The sequence below is a fragment of the Ruegeria sp. HKCCE3926 genome, from assembly GCF_017872515.1.
GTDB lineage: Bacteria > Pseudomonadota > Alphaproteobacteria > Rhodobacterales > Rhodobacteraceae > Ruegeria.
The window spans coordinates 63,921-84,000 of sequence record NZ_JAEDOU010000005.1; the positions used below are offsets into that span (position 1 = coordinate 63,921).

A 20,080-nucleotide genomic window follows, 5' to 3' on the forward strand; every position below is an offset into this window, starting at 1 on the left:
GGCGGAGTTTACAGCTCGCCTACGGCGATGCTCTTGATATTTGCCCACTGTTCGTCCGCCGTTTTTGTGGTGGCGGGAACGTCCTTCAGGAAGGCCGCGCGGGTTTCGGCGTTCAGGAACAGGTACAGTTTTCCATCTGCGACCAGGTACTGATCCGGGTCTCCGTCGAACTTCTTGCCGACCGACACGCCGAATGAACAGAACCCACCATGCTGCGGCAGATAGGCCGCCGGGTTCGCCATGAACGCCTCGAGGTTGGCGGCGGTGGTGAAGTAGTAGGACGCGCCATCATATGTCGCCGAGTGGGTGGCGAAGCCTTCGACCGGGTTGCCATCATTGACCAAAGCAACCAGATCGACCCCATGTGCGGCAAGCGGGGCACCTGCGGCCGAGATGCCGTTCGACACGTTGATTTCGTCCGCGGCAAGAGCCGGAGTGGACAGGGCGATGGCGGCCGCCAGGGCGGTGAAGACGATAGTTTTCATTACACGTTTCCTCTTGGTTCTGGGTTCGGGTCGATCGGATCGTCGACCGGTGAAACATAGTTAGGGGGTGAAAGTTGGACGTGTAATCGCAGATAAGCCATCAAATATTGCAGATCGTACAAGTATCTGAATGGCCAGAAGGCGCGTTCACCAAGCTTTGTTTGGTCAGTGTGGTTTTGCTTACCTATGCTGAAAGAATGCCTGCAGGAGTGCCATCATGATCCGATTAGCCCTCATTCTTGTTTTCATTGCCCGAAGCCTTGCCGCGCAAGAGCCCGTGCAAAGCCCACCCGAAGCCGAGCCGCCCATGACGTACGAACGGCTGGGCAACATTCTTTTCGCGCTTGACCCCGAAGCAGAGCCGAGCGGCCCTGGGTTTCAATTGACGATTGCAGGGGTACAGGTCTTGGTCATCACCGACACCAATGCGGATCGGATGCGGGCCATGGTCCCGATCCGCAGCGCCGAGGCGCTGTCGGAGGAAGACTTGATTCGAATGATGCAGGCCAATTTCGACAGCACTCTGGATGCCCGTTACGCGATCGCCAATGGCACCTTGTGGGCTGCGTTTATCCACCCGTTGTCCCTGTTGGAAAAAGACCAGCTGATCTCGGGGCTGGCCCAGACTGTGAACATCGCCAGGACATATGGCACCCTGTATTCCGGTGGCGCGGCAGAGTTCGGAGGCGGCGACAGCACCGATCTGCAACGTGAGTTGATTGAAGAACTGCTGAAGAAAGGCGAAGAGATCTGACCTGCACCGTGAATATGGGAATGGCGTGACGCCTGCTGGTTGGCCGACGTTGCGCGGCCGGGCCTTCATAGACCCTAGATGGATTGAGGAAAGCTGTTATAGTTTCTTCCCAGCGAAAAGGGAAAGCTGCGACACAACCCGCAAAAAGCAGGGGCGCAGCAAAAAATTCCCGAGCCAACAGGGACAAAACTACATGAACAATCGTTTGAACAAAATCACTATCGTGGGTGGCGGTACGGCTGGATGGATGACCGCGCTGATCCTGGATATGGTGTTTTCCCGCACGTCAGCGCCCAAGGATCGACCGCAAATCTGTCTGATCGAAAGCCCGAACATCTCGACCGTGGGGGTGGGTGAAGCCACGGTTCCGCGGATGCCTGTCACGCTGCGTCAGGCGGGCATTTCAGAGCGGAGTTTCTTCCGCGAGACAAACGCATCGTTCAAGCTGGGTGTGAAGTTCTGCAATTGGAACAATGACGCCAAGGGCAATCGCATCGACTACATGAACCCCTTTGCGCACGGCCAGATGCTTGAGGGACTGGAGGCTGCCGAGTATTTCCTGCGCTTCGGCAATGGCGACAGGGATTTCACGCAGTCTATCTCGCCGCATGATGATCTGGCCCGTTTGTGCAAGGGCGCGCGTCAGTTGGGGCAGCCGGAATTCGAACAACGGTTTGGTTATGCCTATCATCTGGATGCCGTAAAGTTTGCAGGCATGCTGACCAGGGTCTGCACGAAGCGCGGAGTGGAACATATCCGGGATGAGGTGCAAACGGTCGAGCTGGATGAACAGGGCAATGTCAGTCATCTCATGCTCGAGGCAAAAGGCCGCCATGATATTGAGATGGTCGTGGATTGCACCGGGTTTCGTGGGCTGATCATCAACAAGGCACTCGGTGAGCCATTTTTGGATTACTCTGACTACCTGCCCAATGATAGGGCCATGGCGTTGCAGATCGAGCATCCGGATCCTGACAAGATCGAAAGCGCCACCAGATCCACTGCCTTGGGCGCAGGTTGGACGTGGCGCGTGCCGCTTTTTAACCGTGTGGGCACAGGATATGTCTATTCGTCGGCACACCGAACGGATGACCAGGCGGCGGACGAGTACCTTGAGTGGCTGGGTGACAGCGGCAAAGGTTTGACACCGCGCGTGATCCCGATGCGCGTCGGTCGCGTGCGCAATGCCTGGGTCAAGAATTGCGTGGCCATAGGCCTGTCCGGCGGGTTCATTGAACCGCTGGAAAGCACGGCGATCCATATGATTGACCATGCGATACGCTGGTTCGCCGAGCATTTGCCCACGCGAGACATCGAGCCTTCGCTGAGGGACAGATACAATCGGCAGATGGACAAGCTTTATAACGAGGTACTGGAATTCATCTGTTTACACTATCGGTTGGGCAACCGTACCGATGACCAATACTGGATCGATGCGCGCACTGAGATGAAGATACCGGATCGGTTGGCCGAAAATCTTGAACTGTGGCAGTATCGCCTGCCGATGGATCACGATATCGAGTTCGCCACTTTGTTTGACAGCCGCGTTTATCAAACCGTTCTTTTGGGCAAACAGGTTTATGATACGGGCTATGGTTCAGGCATCCGTGATCGTCTTCGACCGTTGAAGAAACCGATTTGGTTCCAGGGTATGAAGAACGCGAAAATGGATCTGGCGAAGATCGTTAAATCCATGCCGGATCACAAAACACTGTTGCGCGATATCCGGGGGGAACTTGATCAACCTGCCTTTGGAATGGCGGCGGCAATGAAGCCGACAGTGGCGATGCCGGGCACGGCGCCAGCCCCTGTGGTCATCGAGAACATGCCGAACTTTGCTGAAATCCAAAGCGGTAAAAAGGATTTGCAACTGTTCTGACTGCTTCCTGCCCGTCGCGCAGGGAATGTTTGCAGGAAAGGCGGGGTTCAAACTCCCCGTCTTTTTTACTTCCAACTGTTTTATCAATATGTAATGTAATCACATATATAGTGAAAGGCGACCGCATTGCGACAACAGAAGAAACAAGGGCAAACAAAGGGTCGGAACTTGCGGAGCACCCTCAAACGTCGGAGACGACAGGCGGCGCCTATGCAGGTTTACGACTCTCTGCCGTCAGGGCTGCGCCAGTGGTTGGCCTCGGCAAGTTTGCCGTGGAGCCCCGTTTCTGCGCAAAAAATTTGGACCCGGGCCGGAGGCGCGCGCAACCCTTCCGCAGCGTTGATGCGACTGGACGCAATTGAACAGGCCATGCTGCGGCGCGATGCCGGGGTTTGGACCTTCAAAACCGGCAACGCGCCTGGGTACAGAGCCGCCAAACCTTGAAAATATGGGCTTTGCCCTTGCACATACCGGGGAATCCGCCTATACGCGCGCTGTCGATACAAGGGCGGTCAACGTCCGGATGACGTTTCTGAGCAGGGCCGGGTTACCTCGGCCCTTTGTGTTTGTTTGCTCAGGGGCGCACCGGGTCACGTCCGATGGCACCATGAAACAAGACCGGCGGAGACAACCGCTCGGCCAGCAAAAACGTATTGTAAAGGAAAACAACGCCACATGGCTAACGCATCCATGGAGGAATTCGAAGCCCTCCTGAATGAAAGCTTCGAAATGGACACACCCGAAGAGGGTTCTGTTGTCAAAGGCAAGGTTCTGGCGATCGAAGCCGGCCAGGCCATCATCGACGTCGGCTACAAAATGGAAGGCCGCGTTGATCTGAAAGAATTCGCAAATCCCGGCGAAGCCCCTGAAATCGCTGTAGGTGACGAGGTCGAAGTTTACCTGCGTGCCGCAGAAAACGCCCGTGGCGAAGCCGTCATCTCGCGCGAGATGGCCCGCCGTGAAGAGGCATGGGACCGTCTGGAAAAAGCATATGCCGACGACCAGCGCGTCGAAGGTGCAATCTTTGGTCGGGTCAAAGGTGGTTTCACCGTCGATCTGGGTGGCGCAGTTGCGTTTCTGCCCGGCTCGCAGGTTGACGTGCGCCCCGTGCGCGACGCTGGCCCGCTGATGGGTCTGAAGCAGCCGTTCCAGATTCTGAAAATGGACCGCCGCCGTGGCAACATCGTTGTTTCGCGTCGCGCAATCCTGGAAGAATCGCGTGCCGAACAGCGTGCCGAGGTTATCGGCAACCTGTCCGAAGGTCAGACCGTCGAGGGTGTTGTCAAGAACATCACCGAATACGGTGCATTCGTTGACCTGGGCGGCGTTGACGGCCTGCTGCACGTCACCGACATGGCATGGCGCCGTGTGAACCACCCGTCCGAGATCCTGACGATCGGCGAAACCATCAAGGTTCAGGTCATCAAGATCAACAAAGAGACCCACCGCATCAGCCTGGGCATGAAGCAGCTGCAGGAAGATCCGTGGGATCTGGTTGCTGCCAAGTACCCGCTGGGCTCGGTCCATCAGGGTCGCGTTACCAACATCACCGACTACGGCGCGTTCGTCGAGCTGGAAGCCGGTGTCGAAGGTCTGGTGCACGTGTCCGAGATGTCCTGGACCAAGAAAAACGTCCACCCCGGCAAGATCGTTTCGACCAGCCAGGAAGTCGACGTCATGGTTCTGGAAATCGACGGCGCCAAGCGTCGCGTGTCTCTGGGCCTGAAGCAGACTCAGCGCAACCCGTGGGAAGTGTTTGCAGAAACTCACCCCGAGGGCACCGAGGTCGAAGGCGAAGTCAAGAACATCACCGAATTCGGTCTGTTCATTGGCCTCGAAGGCGACATCGACGGCATGGTTCACCTGTCCGACCTGTCCTGGGACGAGCGTGGCGAGGATGCGATCCAGAACTACCGCAAGGGCGATGTCGTTCAGGCGGTTGTCTCGGAAGTTGACGTCGAAAAAGAGCGTATCTCGCTGTCGATCAAAGCCCTGGGCGGTGACAAGTTCGCCGAAGCCGTGGGCGGCGTGAAGCGTGGCTCGGTCATCACCGTCGAAGTCACCGCGATCGAAGATGGCGGCATCGAGGTCGAATACGAAGGCATGAAGTCCTTCATCCGTCGTTCGGATCTGTCGCGTGACCGTGCCGAACAGCGCCCCGAGCGTTTCTCGGTCGGTGACAAGGTCGACGTCCGCGTCACCAACGTCGACAGCAAGACCCGTCGTCTGGGCCTGTCGATCAAGGCGCGCGAGATCGCCGAAGAAAAAGAGGCCGTGGAACAGTACGGTTCTTCCGACTCGGGCGCGTCGCTGGGCGACATCCTGGGTGCAGCGCTGAAGTCGGGCGACTGAGCCAAGGCAGTATCCCAAGCATGAATTTCGGCCCCGCACGACAGTGCGGGGCCGTTTTTGTTGCGAATCAATATGTTCCGAACCGCAGGGTTAATTAGGGGATTGATCGCGCATTAAGTGTGGAAATTGGCCTGACAGATAAAATTTCGCGCGAGAATGTGGCAAAATAAAGCCTCAAAACTCAGAGTATCCGTTCCCCCCTTCCGGGTTTTTTCCTATACTGTCAAAACAGTAGACCTGTCACACCGGCTGCCTGGGAGGGTATCACGCATGATCCGTTCAGAATTGATTCAGAAAATCGCTGACGAAAACCCGCATCTCTATCAGCGTGATGTCGAGCGGATCGTGAACACCGTATTCGAAGAAGTCACAGACGCCATGGCGCGCGGTGACCGTGTCGAACTGCGGGGCTTTGGTGCCTTTTCCGTGAAAAAACGCGACGCACGTGTTGGGCGCAACCCGCGCACGGGCGAAACGGTGCAGGTCGAAGAAAAATGTGTACCGTTTTTCAAAACTGGCAAGTTGCTCAGGGATCGATTGAACGGTAAAGCCTGACACCATGATGCGTTACCTTCGATATGCTTTTCTGGCGGCCCTCGGGATCATCCTGATTTCCGTGTCTCTTGCCAATGTTCAGTCCGTAGAACTGAAACTGATGCCGGATGCTCTGGCCGAGCTTCTGGGTTTTAACCTCAGCGCGTCACTGCCGCTGTTTCTGGTGGTTTTGGGGGGTGTTGCGGCAGGATTGGTTATTGGTTTCCTGTGGGAATGGCTGCGGGAACACAAGCACCGCCGCGACGCGACCGTGAAGAAAACCGAAGTGCGCAAGCTTGAGCGCGAAGTCAAGAAGCTCAAGAAAAAGCAAAACCAAGGCAAGGACGATGTACTTGCCATTCTGGATGAGGCGAGCTGAGCCTGATCGTCATGTCTGATGTTCGGTTCAAAATCTGCGGTCTGACCGCACCGGATCACGTGCGCGCTGCGGCCGAAGCCGGGGCGGGCTATGTTGGGTTTGTTTTCTTTCCGAAATCGCCACGCAATCTGGATATTTTGCGGGCCGCAGAACTGGCGCATCTGGTCCCAGTTGGCGTTGCCAAGGTGGCTTTGGTGGTGAATGCCACTGACGACGAATTGGACGGAATCGTTTCGACTGTACCGCTTGATATGCTCCAACTGCATGGCAAGGAATCGCCCGAACGGGTTTCCGAAATTCGCGAGCGATTTGGTTTGCCGGTGATGAAAGCCATAGGAGTGGCCGAGGCCGAGGATCTGGCGGCCGTCGATCTTTACTCGGAGGTGGCCGATCAACTGCTGATCGATGCGAAACCGCCCAGAGAGGCCGAATTGCCGGGCGGCAACGGGTTGGCTTTTGACTGGCGGCTGTTGGCCGGACGGAAATACTGGCGCCGGCCTTGGATGCTGGCCGGTGGCCTGACACCCCAAAACGTTGCCGAAGCAGTCCGGATGACAGGTGCCCGGCAGGTGGATGTGTCATCCGGTGTCGAAAGCGCGCCGGGTGTGAAAGATGCTGCCCTGATCCGCGACTTTGCATCGGCTCTCAGGTGATCTGATAAAGATCTTGCTGCGTATCCCTCGAAACAGAGGGGTTGAGCATGCTCGCAGCAATCGGGGGCGTTTCCTTGAAACACTGGTACCATGCGCCGGAGTTTTTCTGGCGCGCGGGACAGGCCTGTCGGCAGGCGCAAGGCGACCCATTGTGCCTGCACGCTGACTTGTTCAGGCAGGATGGCATCTATTTTTCATTCAGTGTCTGGCAAGACATCGAAGCAATGCTGACATTTTCCCAATCCGGCCCACACAGGCGTGCCTTGTTGGCGGCCGATCGTTTGGCGGATGTGAACAGGTTTCATCATTTTCCGTGCATTGGTGTGCCCAGCTCGGCGCAGGCGGTTCAGGTCTGGCGTCAAAACACGCAGGTTGTGGAATGATGCGTTTTGCCCATGGCAAATCCCGCTGCCACCACCTATGAACAACAGATACGACGAGGGAGACACCCATGGCCAACGATCTTTTCAATTCCTTCATGTCCGGCCCTGACGAACAGGGACGTTTCGGCATCTTCGGCGGGCGTTTTGTCAGTGAAACTCTGATGCCGCTGATCCTGTCACTGGAAGAGGAATACAACAAGGCCAAAGATGATCCGACGTTCTGGGCCGAAATGGATGACCTGTGGGCAAACTATGTGGGTCGTCCTTCGCCGCTGTATTTTGCGGAACGCCTGACCGAGCATCTGGGGGGTGCCAAGATCTATCTGAAGCGTGACGAGCTGAACCACACCGGCGCGCACAAGATCAACAACGTGCTGGGGCAGATCATTCTGGCGCGGCGTATGGGCAAGACCCGGATCATTGCTGAAACCGGGGCAGGGCAACACGGCGTGGCCACCGCCACCGTATGTGCCAAGTTTGGCTTGAAATGCATTGTCTATATGGGGGCGCACGACGTGCAGCGTCAGGCCCCGAACGTATTCCGCATGCGTCTTCTGGGGGCCGAGGTGATCCCTGTGACCTCGGGCCGTGGGACGCTCAAGGATGCGATGAATGACGCGCTGCGCGACTGGGTGACTAATGTGCGCGACACGTTCTACTGCATCGGCACCGTGGCTGGGCCGCACCCCTATCCGGCAATGGTCCGCGATTTCCAGTCGATCATCGGCAAGGAAGCGAAAGAGCAGATGATGAAGGCCGAAGGCCGTTTGCCCGACACGATCATTGCGGCCATCGGCGGCGGTTCGAACGCGATGGGTCTGTTCTATCCTTTCCTCGACGACAAGGACGTCAACATCATAGGCGTCGAGGCGGGCGGAAAAGGTGTGAACGAGAAAATGGAGCATTGCGCTTCGCTGACCGGCGGACGGCCGGGCGTGCTGCACGGCAACCGGACCTATCTGTTGCAGGATGACGATGGCCAGATTCTTGAAGGCTATTCAATCTCGGCCGGGCTGGACTATCCGGGCATCGGGCCCGAGCATTCCTGGTTGCACGAAATTGGACGCGCGAATTACGTCTCGATCACTGACAAGGAAGCGCTCGAGGCGTTCCAGCTGTGCTGCGCAACCGAGGGGATCATCCCGGCGCTGGAACCAAGCCACGCATTGGCCCATGTGATGAAGATCGCACCGGAATTGCCCAAGGATCACCTGATCTGCATGAACATGTGCGGCCGTGGAGACAAGGACGTTCAGACCGTGGCCAAATATCTAAACTTCGATATGTCAGACACCGAAGGCCGTACGGCGGGTTGAGTGTGAACCGGGGCGGCATGTCCCGGTTGCTCTGTTATGGCGTCCTTTGCTCAAGCGGTCCTGAAAGCATTATTTTCAAGGCGAAACGTCCTGACGTTCCAGGGCAGGACAGGCGGGATAGTCAAACATGTGACATGTCCGCCCAAATCAGGTTGCCCTGCAAAAAAGGGCCGCCGCCAAGGCGCATGTAAGGACAACACAGAGGCCCGAGGAATCGCCGGCTGCTGGGAAACCTCGATCATTGTGCCTGCATTTGTTTCCCGACAACTGCCAGTTGCGATCTCTGCCTGGGATTGTTTCGAATATCCCGTCAAGGTCGAGAATCTGTAACCGGCATATTTTGAGCACGTGACTTGCAAAGTCACGGCTTGTTGTGACGTCTTGCCGAGAAGACTCCTTGAAAACACCGGGGTTCGAAGTGCTTTCCGACATTTTTTGCCTTTGTCTTTTGGTTTGTGCACAGCCATGTGGCCCGCACGCCAAAGTTGAGTTGTTTCCAATTCTATACAGTGTCTCCAATTTGAACTAACTATTGGGTAACTGGCGTGGTTGCGGCCGGTTCAGGGGACGTCTCTGCAATGGATGGGACAATGGATGACGTGGCTCGGGGCACAGTGTCTTTGCCCGGGCGCCCTGGTGTTTAGCGCCCTCGAGGTGTTGTAGGAGGTAAAATGGTCAGGTCCGTTATTTCAAGGCTGTTGTGCCTCTGTTTTCTGATTTCAGCACTCATGATCGGAAGCGCGAAAGAGGGTGCGGCCCTTGGTGGCGGCTTCTTCATAACCTCAGTTCAGACGCCGAACGGGGGAAGTATCTTTTTCAACAATATCCCACTTACCGGAACGGCCTTTGTTTCGCTGGGTGGGTCGGGGCAGGTTCCCGGCGGTAGTTTCTATTTCAACAACGGCATTCTGAACCAGAGTGCGATTACGCCTGCCGGCCTTGCTTCCCTGGGCTATTTCGGCGCAACCATTCTCAGTCAGGATGGCGCGGATTCCACATATGCGGCAGACGGGTATATGGGGATTACGTTCACTGCGCGCGAAACCGTCGGAGGGCCGCTTTATCGCTATGAGATCGCGTTGTCCGGTGTAACGAACACCCAAATCGTCAACACGCGCGTTCTGGTGGATACGACACAGCCAACTGCAACGATTGGGGCCCTGACGCCGACCGGCAGCGGAACGTTTCAAGCAACCATTACGCTCAGCGAACCAAGCACCGATTTCACCGTGGGCGACCTGTCCGTCACCAATGCAACGACCACTCTGACCGGGTCCGGCACCAGCTATGTCGCCACTTTGACGCCCCAGAACAACGGTACCATCGAGCTTTTCATTCCGGCAGGGGTGTTCTCGGACGCGGCTGGGAATCTGAACCTTGAGTCAAACAGGGTCAGCACGCTTCAGGCCGTGACAAATGCTCAACGTCAGATTCAGGCGTTCCAGAACGCCCGGGCCAACAGCCTTGTGTCGAACCAGCCGAAACTGACCCAGTTTCTGCAAGGTTCGGGGTCGGGTGTACTGGACGCTTCGGTCACGCAGGGCTCGGGGTATCTGAATTTCGCCAGTGATCCGGCGCGCCCCGTCTGGTTCAGTGTGACCGGCAACTGGAGTTCTCAGGATGATTATGACAACTCCTATGCACTGGCTGTTGTCGGGGCTCATCGCCAGATCAATTCGAACCTGTTGATCGGCGCCATGCTTCAGTTCGACTATGCCGAAACGGAAAACGGCCCGGCCAGCGTGGACGGTACGGGCTGGCTGGTTGGTCCTTATGTGGTGGCAAAATTGCCCAATCATTCGGTGTTTCTTGAAGGGCGGGTACTTTATGGCCAGGCCGACAACAACATCTCTCCGTTTGGCACCTACGAAGACAGTTTCGACAGTGACCGTTGGCTGGTCCAGTCGCGCGTGACAGGTGAGATAAAGCGTGGCGCCCTGACATTGATGCCCTTGCTGGACGTAAGTTATGCCAGTGACGATCAGAAAGCTTATACCGACAGCCTGGGTAATCTGATTCCACAGCAGGATTTCAGTTTGACGACGGCACGGCTGGGTGTGGATTTCAGCCACCCGCTTCAAGTGTCACGAGGAGAGATGATGCTGACGGGCGGGCTTTCGGGGATTTGGAGCACGACTTCGGGTACTGGCACCGCCCCGGGCGTGACTCCGATTGGCGACACCGCCCGAGCCCGTGCGGATCTGGGCCTGGACTATCGGTTGGAAAACAACAGCTTGCTTGCAGCAAACGTGTTCTACGATGGCATTGGTGAAAGCGGTTTTGAAAACTACAGCATCAGCCTGATCTGGCAAATGGCGTTCTGACCTTGGGGCGAAACTGGATCGCGGATCAGGTCTCGCCCCAGGCGCAATGGCTGTCTAGGCATTCGCCTTGTTCTGAAGCAAGATATCAAGCGGCACAATCTCGAGCGCGCGTTGATGGGTCGCCTCCAGGTGAACCTTTGGGGCGCATCCTTCGTCATGGGCTTGTAGGAACCGGCCGGCACACAGACACCAGCTGTCACCGGGCTTGAGGCCCGGGAAATCGAACTCGGGCCGAGCCGTGCTCAGATCATTGCCGACGTATTTCGAGAATGCCAGAAACTCGGCCGTCATCACGGCACAAACCGTATGGCTTCCCTGATCCTCGGGGCAGGTATTGCACGCACCGTCGCGGAAGAACCCGGTCAGAGGATCGCGTGAGCAGGGCGCCAGAACGCCGCCGAGTACATTGATACTGTCTTGCTTCTGCATGAACACACCTTACAGGCTTTCTGCGATCTTGCGGAACATTTCGATATTCTGGTCGTTTACGCCAGTGTCGCGAAATTTCCGATCAGCGCCGGTAGACACAATCAGAACGCCGCGAGGTTGGTTGAAATAGATGTATTGCCCATACACGCCCCGGGCCAGAAACTCTCCCTCATGGGCGCCGCGCGGGATCCACCACTGGTACCCATATCCAATCTTCCCCTGAGCGGTCGGGGCGCTGGGTTGAGTTGCCTCGAAAATCCAGTCGGAGGGCACCACTTGCCGGCCGTTCAATGACCCATCTTGCAGGATCATTTGCCCGAACCGTGCAAAGTCACGTGTCGTGAAGTTCAATCCGCCCAAAACGAAGGCGACACCAGCGCCGTCAGTGACATAATACCCGTCCCGCTCAAGGCCCAGGGGCTGAAGGATTTTTTCCGTCAATAGATCCGCGACACTGCGACCGGTCGCCCCGCGTATCACCATGCCCAATACATGCGTGTCTATGGAAACATATTGCCAGGTTTCACCGGGGGGCGCGAAACTGTCCTGCAATGAGGCCGCGAAATCGTCCAGTTCACCGCCCAGGGCAATCACACGGCCCATCCTGTTGATGTCAGATTTCGGGTCCAGATAATCTTCGTCAAACGTGACGCCGCTGGCCATGTTCAGAACGTTCCGAAGTGTCGCCCTGTCATATGCGCTGCCTGCAAGTTTGGGGGCGTATTTGACGACGGGATCATCCAATGAATCGATTGCGCCCTCTTGCAGGAGAATGCCGAAAAGCGCCGACAGATAACTTTTTGCCACTGACCACGAAATCCGGCGATCATCGGGACCGGTGCCCAGATAGTATTCCTCGAACCGGATCTTGCCGTTGTGCATAATAAGCAAAGAAGTGACCGAGCGTTCATTGATCCAAGTGTCGGTGCCTTCCGGAAGATCGAAACCTTCGCCGTAAGGCAGTTCCCATGTTGGGGCGTTTCCACGCGGCAGATCCACGGTCAGAAAGGCTTCATCCATATGCGAAAAGTTGTGAACGATCTTGTCCTCGGAAAACAGAGAGTTCACCGCCATCAGGCGCTGTAACTCTTCGCGTTTCCAAAGCCCAACGGCAGCGGCGGCCAAAGCCAGCGCCAGCACAATGCGCAGAACCCACTTCAGTATGGACCGCATCGCATAGCCTCCCTTGTTTGCGTGTATTGGAACGTGGACATCCCGCTTTCGCAACGCCGACGTAACGGAAAGAGGGCGGGGCGCTATTTGAACTTGTCCAACAGTTTCTGCATGGCCGACCGTTCGTCGGCTGGTGGCTTCGGAGGTGCCTTAGATGCGGTTTCAGCTTTCGGAGCCGCCGTCTTGGACGACCGGGGCGGAGCAGTACGCAGGGCCACCGCGTTCATGAATTTTCCACCATCATTCTGGGCCAGATGGGGCGCGCCGTCCGAAACACCCCGCAGAACGTCGTCCAGCCAGTCACTCTCGGATTTCGCAAAGTCGCTCAGAACATAAGCCGAGACCATCTCCTTGCGGCCCGGATGTCCGATCCCAAGCCGGACACGGTCATAGGCTGCGCCTATATGGTCGTGGATTGAACGCAGACCATTATGCCCAGCGTGTCCGCCGCCCGCCTTTACCCGCACTTTGCCCGGGGCGAGGTCCAGCTCGTCATGGAGCACGACAACATCTGTGGACTCGAGTTTGTAGAAACGCATCGCTTCACCCACGGATTGACCGGACCGGTTCATGAAGGTCTGTGGTTTCAGCAAAAGGATTTTTTCAGACCCTAACCGCCCTTCCGAGATTTCGCCCTGAAACTTGGACTTCCATGGGCCAAACCCATGATCTTCCGCAATCCGTTCCACAGCCATGAACCCGATGTTGTGCCGGTTTCGGGCGTATTTCTGCCCCGGGTTTCCCAATCCGACAAAGAGTTTCATGACCATGCTCCGCCTCTGTAGCCTCGAGGCTATGTGATGCCCGGAATTGCCATGGAAATCCAGCCGGCGCCGCGCGTCATGACCACAAAAAAACGGGGCTCGTCAGAACCCCGTTTCAAAAATCAGACGTTTGATCCGAATTTATTCTTCTTCTTTGCCGACGACTTCGACTTCATCGACTGCAACTTCTGCTTCTTCACCTTCTTCGTCGTCACTTGTCGACAGACCGGTCGGTGCCGAGACGTTTGCGATCACGAAGTCGCGGTCGATGGTCGGCTTGGTGCCTTCGGGCAGTTCAACCGACGAAATGGTGACGACGTCGTTGATGTTCATTCCGGCCACATCAACGGTGATCTTCTCAGGAATGTCACCTGCGGTGCACAACAGCTCGACTTCCGGGCGGACAACGGTCAGCACGCCGCCCTTCTTGATGCCGGGGGCTTCATCTTCGTTGATGAACTCAACCGGAATGTACAGTGCGATCTTGGTGGTCCGGCGCAGGCGCATCAGGTCCAGGTGGGTCGGCAGGTCTTTGACGACATCACGCTGAACGTCGCGGCAGATGACGCGAACGTCTTCATGGCCTTCGACTTTCAGGTTCCACAGGGTCGACTTGAAGCGACCGGCCTTCAGGCGCTTGAACAGTTCGTTGAACGGAATCTGAATCGGCAGCGGATCTTTGTCGCCGCCAAACACTACGCCCGGAACCATGCCTTCGCGGCGCGTTTTGCGAGCGGCGCCCTTGCCTGTCCCCGTCCGTTCCAGAGCTACGAGATCAGGAATCTCTCCAGCCATGATAATTCTCCAATGTTAGGGCGGGTATCCTCCAAGGCTGTATACCCGCGTGAAGCCGCGTCCTTATCTCGATTCATCCGGTTTGGAAAGGGGGAAATCACAGCTTGTCGTTCTCTATGGCCCAACCGCGCGCTTCGGAGTGTTCTTCGTCAAATGAGTGAAGGGTCCGCTGCTTCATCTGGCCACAAGTATCCCGGGGGAGACGCCCGGAACGGGCGGCGGGGGCAGAGCCCCAAATCTGCCGCGGTCTCAGGCTTGCCAGCGACCACCAAAATCTTCTGGTACCAGAAGATTGTGCGCCCCCAGCGCGCTAACGGTTTTTTCACCGCACAGCGCCATTGTTGTATCAAGTTCCTTCTGAATCACTTCCAGCGCGGTGGTGACGCCTTTCTGGCCCATGGCGCCCAGCCCATAAATAAATGCGCGGCCGATATACGTCCCCCTAGCCCCCAGTGCCAATGCCTTAAGCACGTCCTGACCCGAGCGGATACCACTGTCCAGATGCACTTCGACATCGTTGCCGACAGCGTCCATGATCTCGGGCAATACCCGAATCGAGCTGAGCGCACCATCCAGCTGACGCCCACCATGGTTCGACACGACTATGGCATCCGCTCCCAGCTTGGCAGCCATTTTGGCATCTTCCGCGTCGAGTATCCCTTTCAGGATCACTTTTCCGCCCCACTTTTCCATCAGTTTTTCGACTTTGCTCCAGTCGAGGGTGGGGTCGAACTGTTCAGCGGTCCAGGCCCCCAGTGAAGACGCGTCCGAGATACCTTGCACATGTCCCACTATATTGCCGAACTCGCGCCGTTTGGCACCCAGCATTTCAATGCCCCAGGCCCATTTGGTCATCAGGTTCGCTATGGTCTTTGCGGTCAGCTTGGGTGGTGCGGACAGGCCGTTCTTCAGGTCTTTGTGCCGTTGGCCCAGAATCTGCAGATCCAACGTAATCACCAGCGCCGAACACTTGGCGTCCTTGGCCCGCTGGATCAGACGGCTGACATAGTCATCGTCCTTCATCGTGTAGAGCTGAAACCAGAACGGCTTGTCGGTGTGCTCGGCCACGTCTTCGATCGAGTTGATCGACATTGTGGAAAGGGTAAAGGGCACACCAAAATCCTCGGCGGCTTTGGCGGCCTTCATCTCTCCGTCCGCATGCTGCATCCCCGTCAACCCGACCGGGGCCAACGCGACCGGCATTGACACCTTCTGGCCGATCATTTCCGAGGCCGTCGAACGCCCGGACATATCAACGGCAACCCGCTGACGCAGGCGGATCTTTTCAAAATCGGAACTGTTTTCGCGGAAAGTCTGTTCCGTCCAGCTGCCGCTTTCAGCGTAATCGTAGAACATCCGCGGCACGCGACGCTCGTAAATGCGCCTGAGGTTTTCGATATTGGTTATCACAGGCATGACTCAGACCTCCGAACTTACTGGTTCGTTTTCCTTACCAATGCATGTCAACGCCTGCAATGATCTGGCCCGGCGTCGGGCAGTCAAAAAAGCCTGCCCCAGAACAGTCTGCGGCAGGCTTTTCAGTCTGTGTTATCTGCGGGATCAGGCGCTATGAGCGCCATCCGACAGGGACTTTACAAAATCCAGCACTTCATTGACCGGTTTGCCTGCACCGATCTGGCTGACGATCGCCGATCCGACTACGGCACCATCTGCCACGGACGCGATATTGCGGGATTTCTCGGGCGTATTGATGCCAAAGCCCACGATCACCGGCAGCTCGGTTGCGGCCTGGATACGGGCAACCTCGGGGGCCACATCCGTTGCCTGCGCCTCGGCCGCGCCGGTGATGCCAGTGATTGAGACGTAATACACGAAGCCCGAGGTGTTTTGCAAAACGCGCGGCAGGCGCTGGTCATCCGTGGTAGGTGTTGCAAGACGAATGAAGTTCAGGCCGGCCGCCTGCGCAGGCAGGCAAAGCTCTTCGTCTTCCTCGGGCGGCAGATCGACAACGATCAGCCCGTCAATACCGGCATCTTTGGCATCGGCCAGAAAAGCCTCTACACCCCGGCTGTAAATCGGGTTGTAGTACCCCATCAGGACAATTGGCGTTGTGTCATCTGTTTCCCTGAACGCGCGCGCCAGATCCAATGTGCGCTGCAACGTCATCCCGCCGTCCAACGCGCGTTGACCCGCTGCCTGAATTGTGGGGCCATCCGCCATCGGATCAGTGAAGGGCAAACCAAGTTCGATGATGTCCACACCCGCGCCGGGCAGGCCTTTGACCACGTCGAGCGAGGTGTCATAGTCCGGGTCCCCTGCCATCACATAGGCAACAAAAGCCTTCTTTCCTTCGGCTTTCAGGGCGGCAAACTTAGCGTCGATACGGGTCATCGGATGTCCTTGCAATCGGGTTTGGACCCGTGTGCAGAAACTTTGACCGAAAATCAATCCCGCCAACGCAGGAATAGCTCAGAAGCCCAGATGGTACCGCAGCAGAACCGCGTTTACACCAGGGTTCTCATCGTTGGTGCTGGCGTTCGACTTGTGCGTGATCGCAACTGACATTCTGTTGCCGTTGTTCAGGTTATATCCAAGACCCAAAAGGCTGCGGATCTGAAAGTCTCCGCCCAGGTCGTTCTGGTCGTTGCTGGCATTGAAGTATCCCGGCATGACACTGCCTTCGACGAACCAGCGCTCACCCAGAGAATACAGCCCGACCAGCCCAACACCGATATGCGTATCCCCGTCTTCGTTCACAGAAAACGCAGCACCCCAGCCAGCACTGAACCGAGTTGCCTGGTGAAAAGGAGTGTGATGGTACTCGAGAGCGATCAGTGCCTGATCTTCGGACGTCGCCTCGGAAAAATCTGAATACCCGGCACCAAGAACAACCGTCTGAGCATGGGCTGTAGCAAATGTAGAGACCGTCAGTACGGCTGCAAGAAGTAGTTTTTCCATTATATTCTGCCATTTAATTTGATCGCGCTATGTTAATTGTTCATCCTACCCTTCGGTTTTCAGGGCCGACAAGAACACGATTTGAGAACAATTTCGTGATGTGGCCGAAGGGACTCAAACAAAGTGGCCCGGCAATCACTTGCGCATTGATGCGGACCTGCATAGAAGCTGCGTTCGTATTCTATGCAGGAGGCCGTTATGGGCTTTAAGATGGGAATCGTGGGTCTGCCGAACGTGGGCAAGTCGACCCTGTTCAATGCGTTGACCAAAACCGCTGCCGCGCAAGCCGCGAATTTCCCGTTCTGCACGATTGAGCCCAATGTCGGCGATGTGGCCGTGCCGGATGAGCGGCTCGACAAGTTGGCCGCAATCGCATCGTCAAAACAGATCATCCCGACGCGCATGACATTCGTTGATATCGCCGGACTGGTGAAGGGGGCCTCGAAAGGCGAGGGGCTCGGGAACCAGTTTCTGGCAAATATTCGCGAGGTCGATGCCATCGCCCATGTCTTGCGCTGTTTCGAAGATGGCGACGTGACCCATGTAGAAGGCCGCATCGACCCCGTGGCTGATGCTGACACCATCGAGACTGAGCTGATGCTCGCCGATCTGGAAAGCATCGAAAAGCGCCGCGCCAATCTGGTGCGCAAGCTGAAAGGCAATGACAAAGAGGCCCAACAGCAGGACCGCCTGCTTGCCGAAGCGCAAAAGATGCTGGAAGGCGGCAAACCTGCACGGTTGGTCGAGGTTTCGGACGAGGACGCCAAGGCCTGGAAGATGTTGCAACTGCTGACCACCAAGCCGGTTCTTTATGTTTGCAACGTGTCCGAGGAAGAAGCCGCTGAAGGCAACGAATACTCGGCGAAAGTTGCCGAGATGGCTGCCGCCCAGGGCAACTCTCACGTCATTATCAGCGCCAAGATCGAAGAAGAGATCAGTCTGCTTGAAGCGGACGAGGCACAGATGTTCCTTGAGGAAATGGGTCTGGAAGAGCCCGGTCTCGACCGTCTGATCCGCGCCGGTTACGACCTGCTGAAACTGGAAACCTATTTTACGGTTGGCCCGAAAGAGGCCCGCGCCTGGACCATCCGCACCGGTACCGCTGCACCGCAGGCGGCTGGTGTCATTCATGGTGATTTCGAAAAGGGATTCATCCGCGCCGAGACCATCGCCTATGAAGACTTTGTCGCCTGCAACGGCGAGCAAGGGGCGAAAGAGGCAGGCAAGATGCGGGCAGAGGGGAAAAGCTATATCGTCAAGGATGGCGACGTGATGCACTTTTTGTTCAACACCTGAAATTGCGCCACAATCCGCAATCGTATTGGCGTATCGAGGCCCGCCAACTCAAATCGGGAAATGAACGGTCCTGTGCTTTTAAGTCTGTCCGACGACTGAGGTTGCATCCCAAGATTGCGCAGACTCTTGATAGATTGATTTTTCCGGGTTGTATTTTCGCGGATCATCTAGCGATGATGCGTGAACATAGATACGATCATCCATAAGACTGCTGCGCCTTGTAAGTTGCGCTCCACAGTTCGGGCAGAAGCCGCTGAACGTTGGGTTGCCCGACCCGCCCAGCATTTCGTACGTTTTGCAAGCACTACTTATTTCAAAAGAGTCACGGACCAAAGGCATCATCTCTGAATGCCCGGAACCTGTGAGGTGCTGGCAGTCGCGACAGTGACAGCGAAACATTGGTACATCAAGTCGGGTGCCTGCATAGCGAACCAGGCCACATTTGCACCCACCAGTTATTCGTTCCGTCATCCTGAAACCTCCGCCTCTGGAAGCTAAGGTAATTTCCGGGTTTTGTCAGCTTTGTTTCGCTTGGTTGAAGACGTCATACGATTCACTGTTCCTGCATGGTAAATGCCTTGAGTTCGGGAATCACAAGTCGCAGCCCGCGCAATTTAAGCGCTCTTTTCTCTGCCGTCGAATATCCGATACTCTGACGAACGACCCGCCAACAGGAATGCCCTGAGATGATCGAAATTCGCGACCTGCAATTGCTCAGTGCCTTGGCACGGCATCGGCATTTTGCCAAGGCGGCAGAGGAATGCGGGATATCTCAACCCGCGTTCTCGATGCGTATCCGTAACCTCGAAGACCGATTGGGCGTCTCTATCGTCCGCCGCGCCAACCGGTTTCAGGGTCTGACCGAAGAGGGCGAGATGATCGTCCAGCGGGCGCGTCGCATTCTCGATGACACCAAAGCACTGGAACAGCAGGTGCTGGCCACCAAGGGCGAGATCACCGGTACGCTGATCCTTGGCGTGATTCCGACGGCCATCGCCTTTACCGGACGCCTCACCAAACGCTTTCGGCAAGCGCATCCGCGCATCGTTACGCGCATCGAAACCATGTCTGCCACCGCCATTCAACACCGGCTGGACGAAGGAAGCCTGGACGCCGGGATAACATATGGCGACAGCATCGGGACCGATCTGCGACAGGTGCAACCTTTGTACGAGGAAACCTATGTTCTGCTGGTTCCGTCACACATGACGGACGAAAACGGCCCCATGCCTTGGGCGCGCGTGGCTGAATTTCCGCTGAGCCTGCTCGAGCCGCAGATGCAAAACCGGCGTATTCTGGATCGTATCTTTGCCGAACAGGGGCTGCACCCGGACGTGGTTGCCGAAACCAGCGGATTTACCGCGTCGATGGTGATGGCACGCGAGGGGCTGGCTGCCACGGTTGTGCCACGTGTCCTTATTCGGGCATTGGGCGAGTTGCAGGGGACAAAGGTGCTGCCGCTGGTCGATCCGATTGTCAGCAAACCGATCTGTCTGGCCACCCTGAGCCGAGATCCTGAACTGCCAACGGTGCAGGCACTGCGCGCTGTGGTGACGTCTTTACGGTGATAAGATGTCGTTATCGTGCGATTGCAAAAAGCGATTTGACGATATGCTAGCCTGATGAGACACGGGGCCTGAATCGG

At 56.6% G+C, this 20,080-nt stretch carries 20 protein-coding genes; 12 read left to right on the top strand and 8 right to left on the bottom strand.

The annotated features are described in order from the left end of the window. Positions 1 to 8: 8 nt before the first annotated feature. Complete coding sequence (locus I9184_RS13885) at positions 9 to 485, bottom strand: YHS domain-containing (seleno)protein (protein WP_209834891.1); 477 nt, start codon at positions 483 to 485, stop codon at positions 9 to 11. Positions 486 to 702: 217 nt separating this feature from the next. On the opposite strand from I9184_RS13885, the gene I9184_RS13890 reads away from it, so the two are divergent. The 10 genes from I9184_RS13890 (at position 703) to I9184_RS13930 (ending at position 11,059) form a co-directional block, all read left to right on the top strand. After that, positions 703 to 1,239 (top strand): hypothetical protein, encoded by a 537-nt coding sequence (locus I9184_RS13890; RefSeq protein WP_170344921.1) that lies wholly within the window; start codon positions 703 to 705, stop codon positions 1,237 to 1,239. Between the two features lie 193 nt (positions 1,240 to 1,432). Then, on the top strand, positions 1,433 to 3,118 hold the full coding sequence (locus tag I9184_RS13895) for a tryptophan halogenase family protein (protein WP_171636759.1): 1,686 nt from the start codon (positions 1,433 to 1,435) through the stop codon (positions 3,116 to 3,118). Between the two features lie 168 nt (positions 3,119 to 3,286). Beyond that, positions 3,287 to 3,562, top strand: a complete 276-nt coding sequence (locus I9184_RS20950; protein WP_256369019.1) for a DUF6525 family protein — start codon at positions 3,287 to 3,289, stop codon at positions 3,560 to 3,562. Positions 3,563 to 3,793: 231 nt separating this feature from the next. Then, positions 3,794 to 5,470, top strand: a complete 1,677-nt coding sequence (gene rpsA / locus I9184_RS13900) for a 30S ribosomal protein S1 (protein ID WP_068337749.1) — start codon at positions 3,794 to 3,796, stop codon at positions 5,468 to 5,470. 270 nt (positions 5,471 to 5,740) lie between these two features. Further along, a complete protein-coding gene (ihfB, locus tag I9184_RS13905; RefSeq protein WP_050603110.1) occupies positions 5,741 to 6,025 on the top strand; it encodes an integration host factor subunit beta in 285 nt (94 codons plus the stop codon). 7 nt (positions 6,026 to 6,032) lie between these two features. Then, positions 6,033 to 6,383 (top strand): LapA family protein, encoded by a 351-nt coding sequence (locus I9184_RS13910; RefSeq protein ID WP_171724471.1) that lies wholly within the window; start codon positions 6,033 to 6,035, stop codon positions 6,381 to 6,383. Positions 6,384 to 6,394: 11 nt separating this feature from the next. Next, the gene (locus I9184_RS13915) at positions 6,395 to 7,036 is read left to right on the top strand and encodes a phosphoribosylanthranilate isomerase (protein ID WP_209834893.1); all 642 of its coding nucleotides are present in this window, start codon (positions 6,395 to 6,397) and stop codon (positions 7,034 to 7,036) included. 47 nt (positions 7,037 to 7,083) lie between these two features. Further along, a complete protein-coding gene (locus tag I9184_RS13920) occupies positions 7,084 to 7,419 on the top strand; it encodes a hypothetical protein (protein WP_171636762.1) in 336 nt (111 codons plus the stop codon). Between the two features lie 68 nt (positions 7,420 to 7,487). Then, on the top strand, positions 7,488 to 8,735 hold the full coding sequence (gene trpB / locus I9184_RS13925; protein ID WP_171229554.1) for a tryptophan synthase subunit beta: 1,248 nt from the start codon (positions 7,488 to 7,490) through the stop codon (positions 8,733 to 8,735). Positions 8,736 to 9,406: 671 nt separating this feature from the next. Next, positions 9,407 to 11,059: an Ig-like domain-containing protein gene (locus tag I9184_RS13930; protein ID WP_209834895.1), complete on the top strand. Its 1,653-nt coding sequence runs from the start codon at positions 9,407 to 9,409 to the stop codon at positions 11,057 to 11,059. Between the two features lie 54 nt (positions 11,060 to 11,113). On the opposite strand, the gene I9184_RS13935 is transcribed toward I9184_RS13930, so the two are convergent. From I9184_RS13935 to I9184_RS13965, 7 genes are all read right to left on the bottom strand, one after another. After that, entirely contained in the window at positions 11,114 to 11,488 is a 375-nt protein-coding gene (locus I9184_RS13935) for a DUF2237 domain-containing protein (RefSeq protein ID WP_171117420.1), read from the bottom strand. Positions 11,489 to 11,497: 9 nt separating this feature from the next. Then, on the bottom strand, positions 11,498 to 12,661 hold the full coding sequence (locus I9184_RS13940; protein ID WP_209834897.1) for a serine hydrolase: 1,164 nt from the start codon (positions 12,659 to 12,661) through the stop codon (positions 11,498 to 11,500). An 83-nt stretch (positions 12,662 to 12,744) separates the two neighbouring features. Beyond that, entirely contained in the window at positions 12,745 to 13,425 is a 681-nt protein-coding gene (gene pth, locus I9184_RS13945; protein WP_209834899.1) for an aminoacyl-tRNA hydrolase, read from the bottom strand. Positions 13,426 to 13,566: 141 nt separating this feature from the next. Next, positions 13,567 to 14,220, bottom strand: a complete 654-nt coding sequence (locus I9184_RS13950) for a 50S ribosomal protein L25/general stress protein Ctc (protein WP_171636768.1) — start codon at positions 14,218 to 14,220, stop codon at positions 13,567 to 13,569. Between the two features lie 249 nt (positions 14,221 to 14,469). Continuing rightward, on the bottom strand, positions 14,470 to 15,636 hold the full coding sequence (locus I9184_RS13955; RefSeq protein ID WP_171636770.1) for an alpha-hydroxy acid oxidase: 1,167 nt from the start codon (positions 15,634 to 15,636) through the stop codon (positions 14,470 to 14,472). Positions 15,637 to 15,780: 144 nt separating this feature from the next. Then, positions 15,781 to 16,572 carry a tryptophan synthase subunit alpha gene (trpA, locus tag I9184_RS13960; RefSeq protein ID WP_209834901.1) on the bottom strand — a complete coding sequence of 264 codons (792 nt, stop codon included), beginning with the start codon at positions 16,570 to 16,572 and terminating at the stop codon, positions 15,781 to 15,783. A gap of 78 nt (positions 16,573 to 16,650) precedes the next feature. Next, on the bottom strand, positions 16,651 to 17,139 hold the full coding sequence (locus I9184_RS13965; RefSeq protein ID WP_171636774.1) for an acyloxyacyl hydrolase: 489 nt from the start codon (positions 17,137 to 17,139) through the stop codon (positions 16,651 to 16,653). Positions 17,140 to 17,337: 198 nt separating this feature from the next. Between I9184_RS13965 and ychF the strand changes: the two genes are divergently transcribed. Together ychF and I9184_RS13980 are read left to right on the top strand one after the other, a co-directional pair. Next, positions 17,338 to 18,435: a redox-regulated ATPase YchF gene (gene ychF, locus I9184_RS13970; protein WP_171724461.1), complete on the top strand. Its 1,098-nt coding sequence runs from the start codon at positions 17,338 to 17,340 to the stop codon at positions 18,433 to 18,435. Positions 18,436 to 19,121: 686 nt separating this feature from the next. Further along, positions 19,122 to 20,003 carry a LysR family transcriptional regulator gene (locus tag I9184_RS13980; RefSeq protein ID WP_209834903.1) on the top strand — a complete coding sequence of 294 codons (882 nt, stop codon included), beginning with the start codon at positions 19,122 to 19,124 and terminating at the stop codon, positions 20,001 to 20,003. Positions 20,004 to 20,080 lie beyond the last annotated feature (77 nt).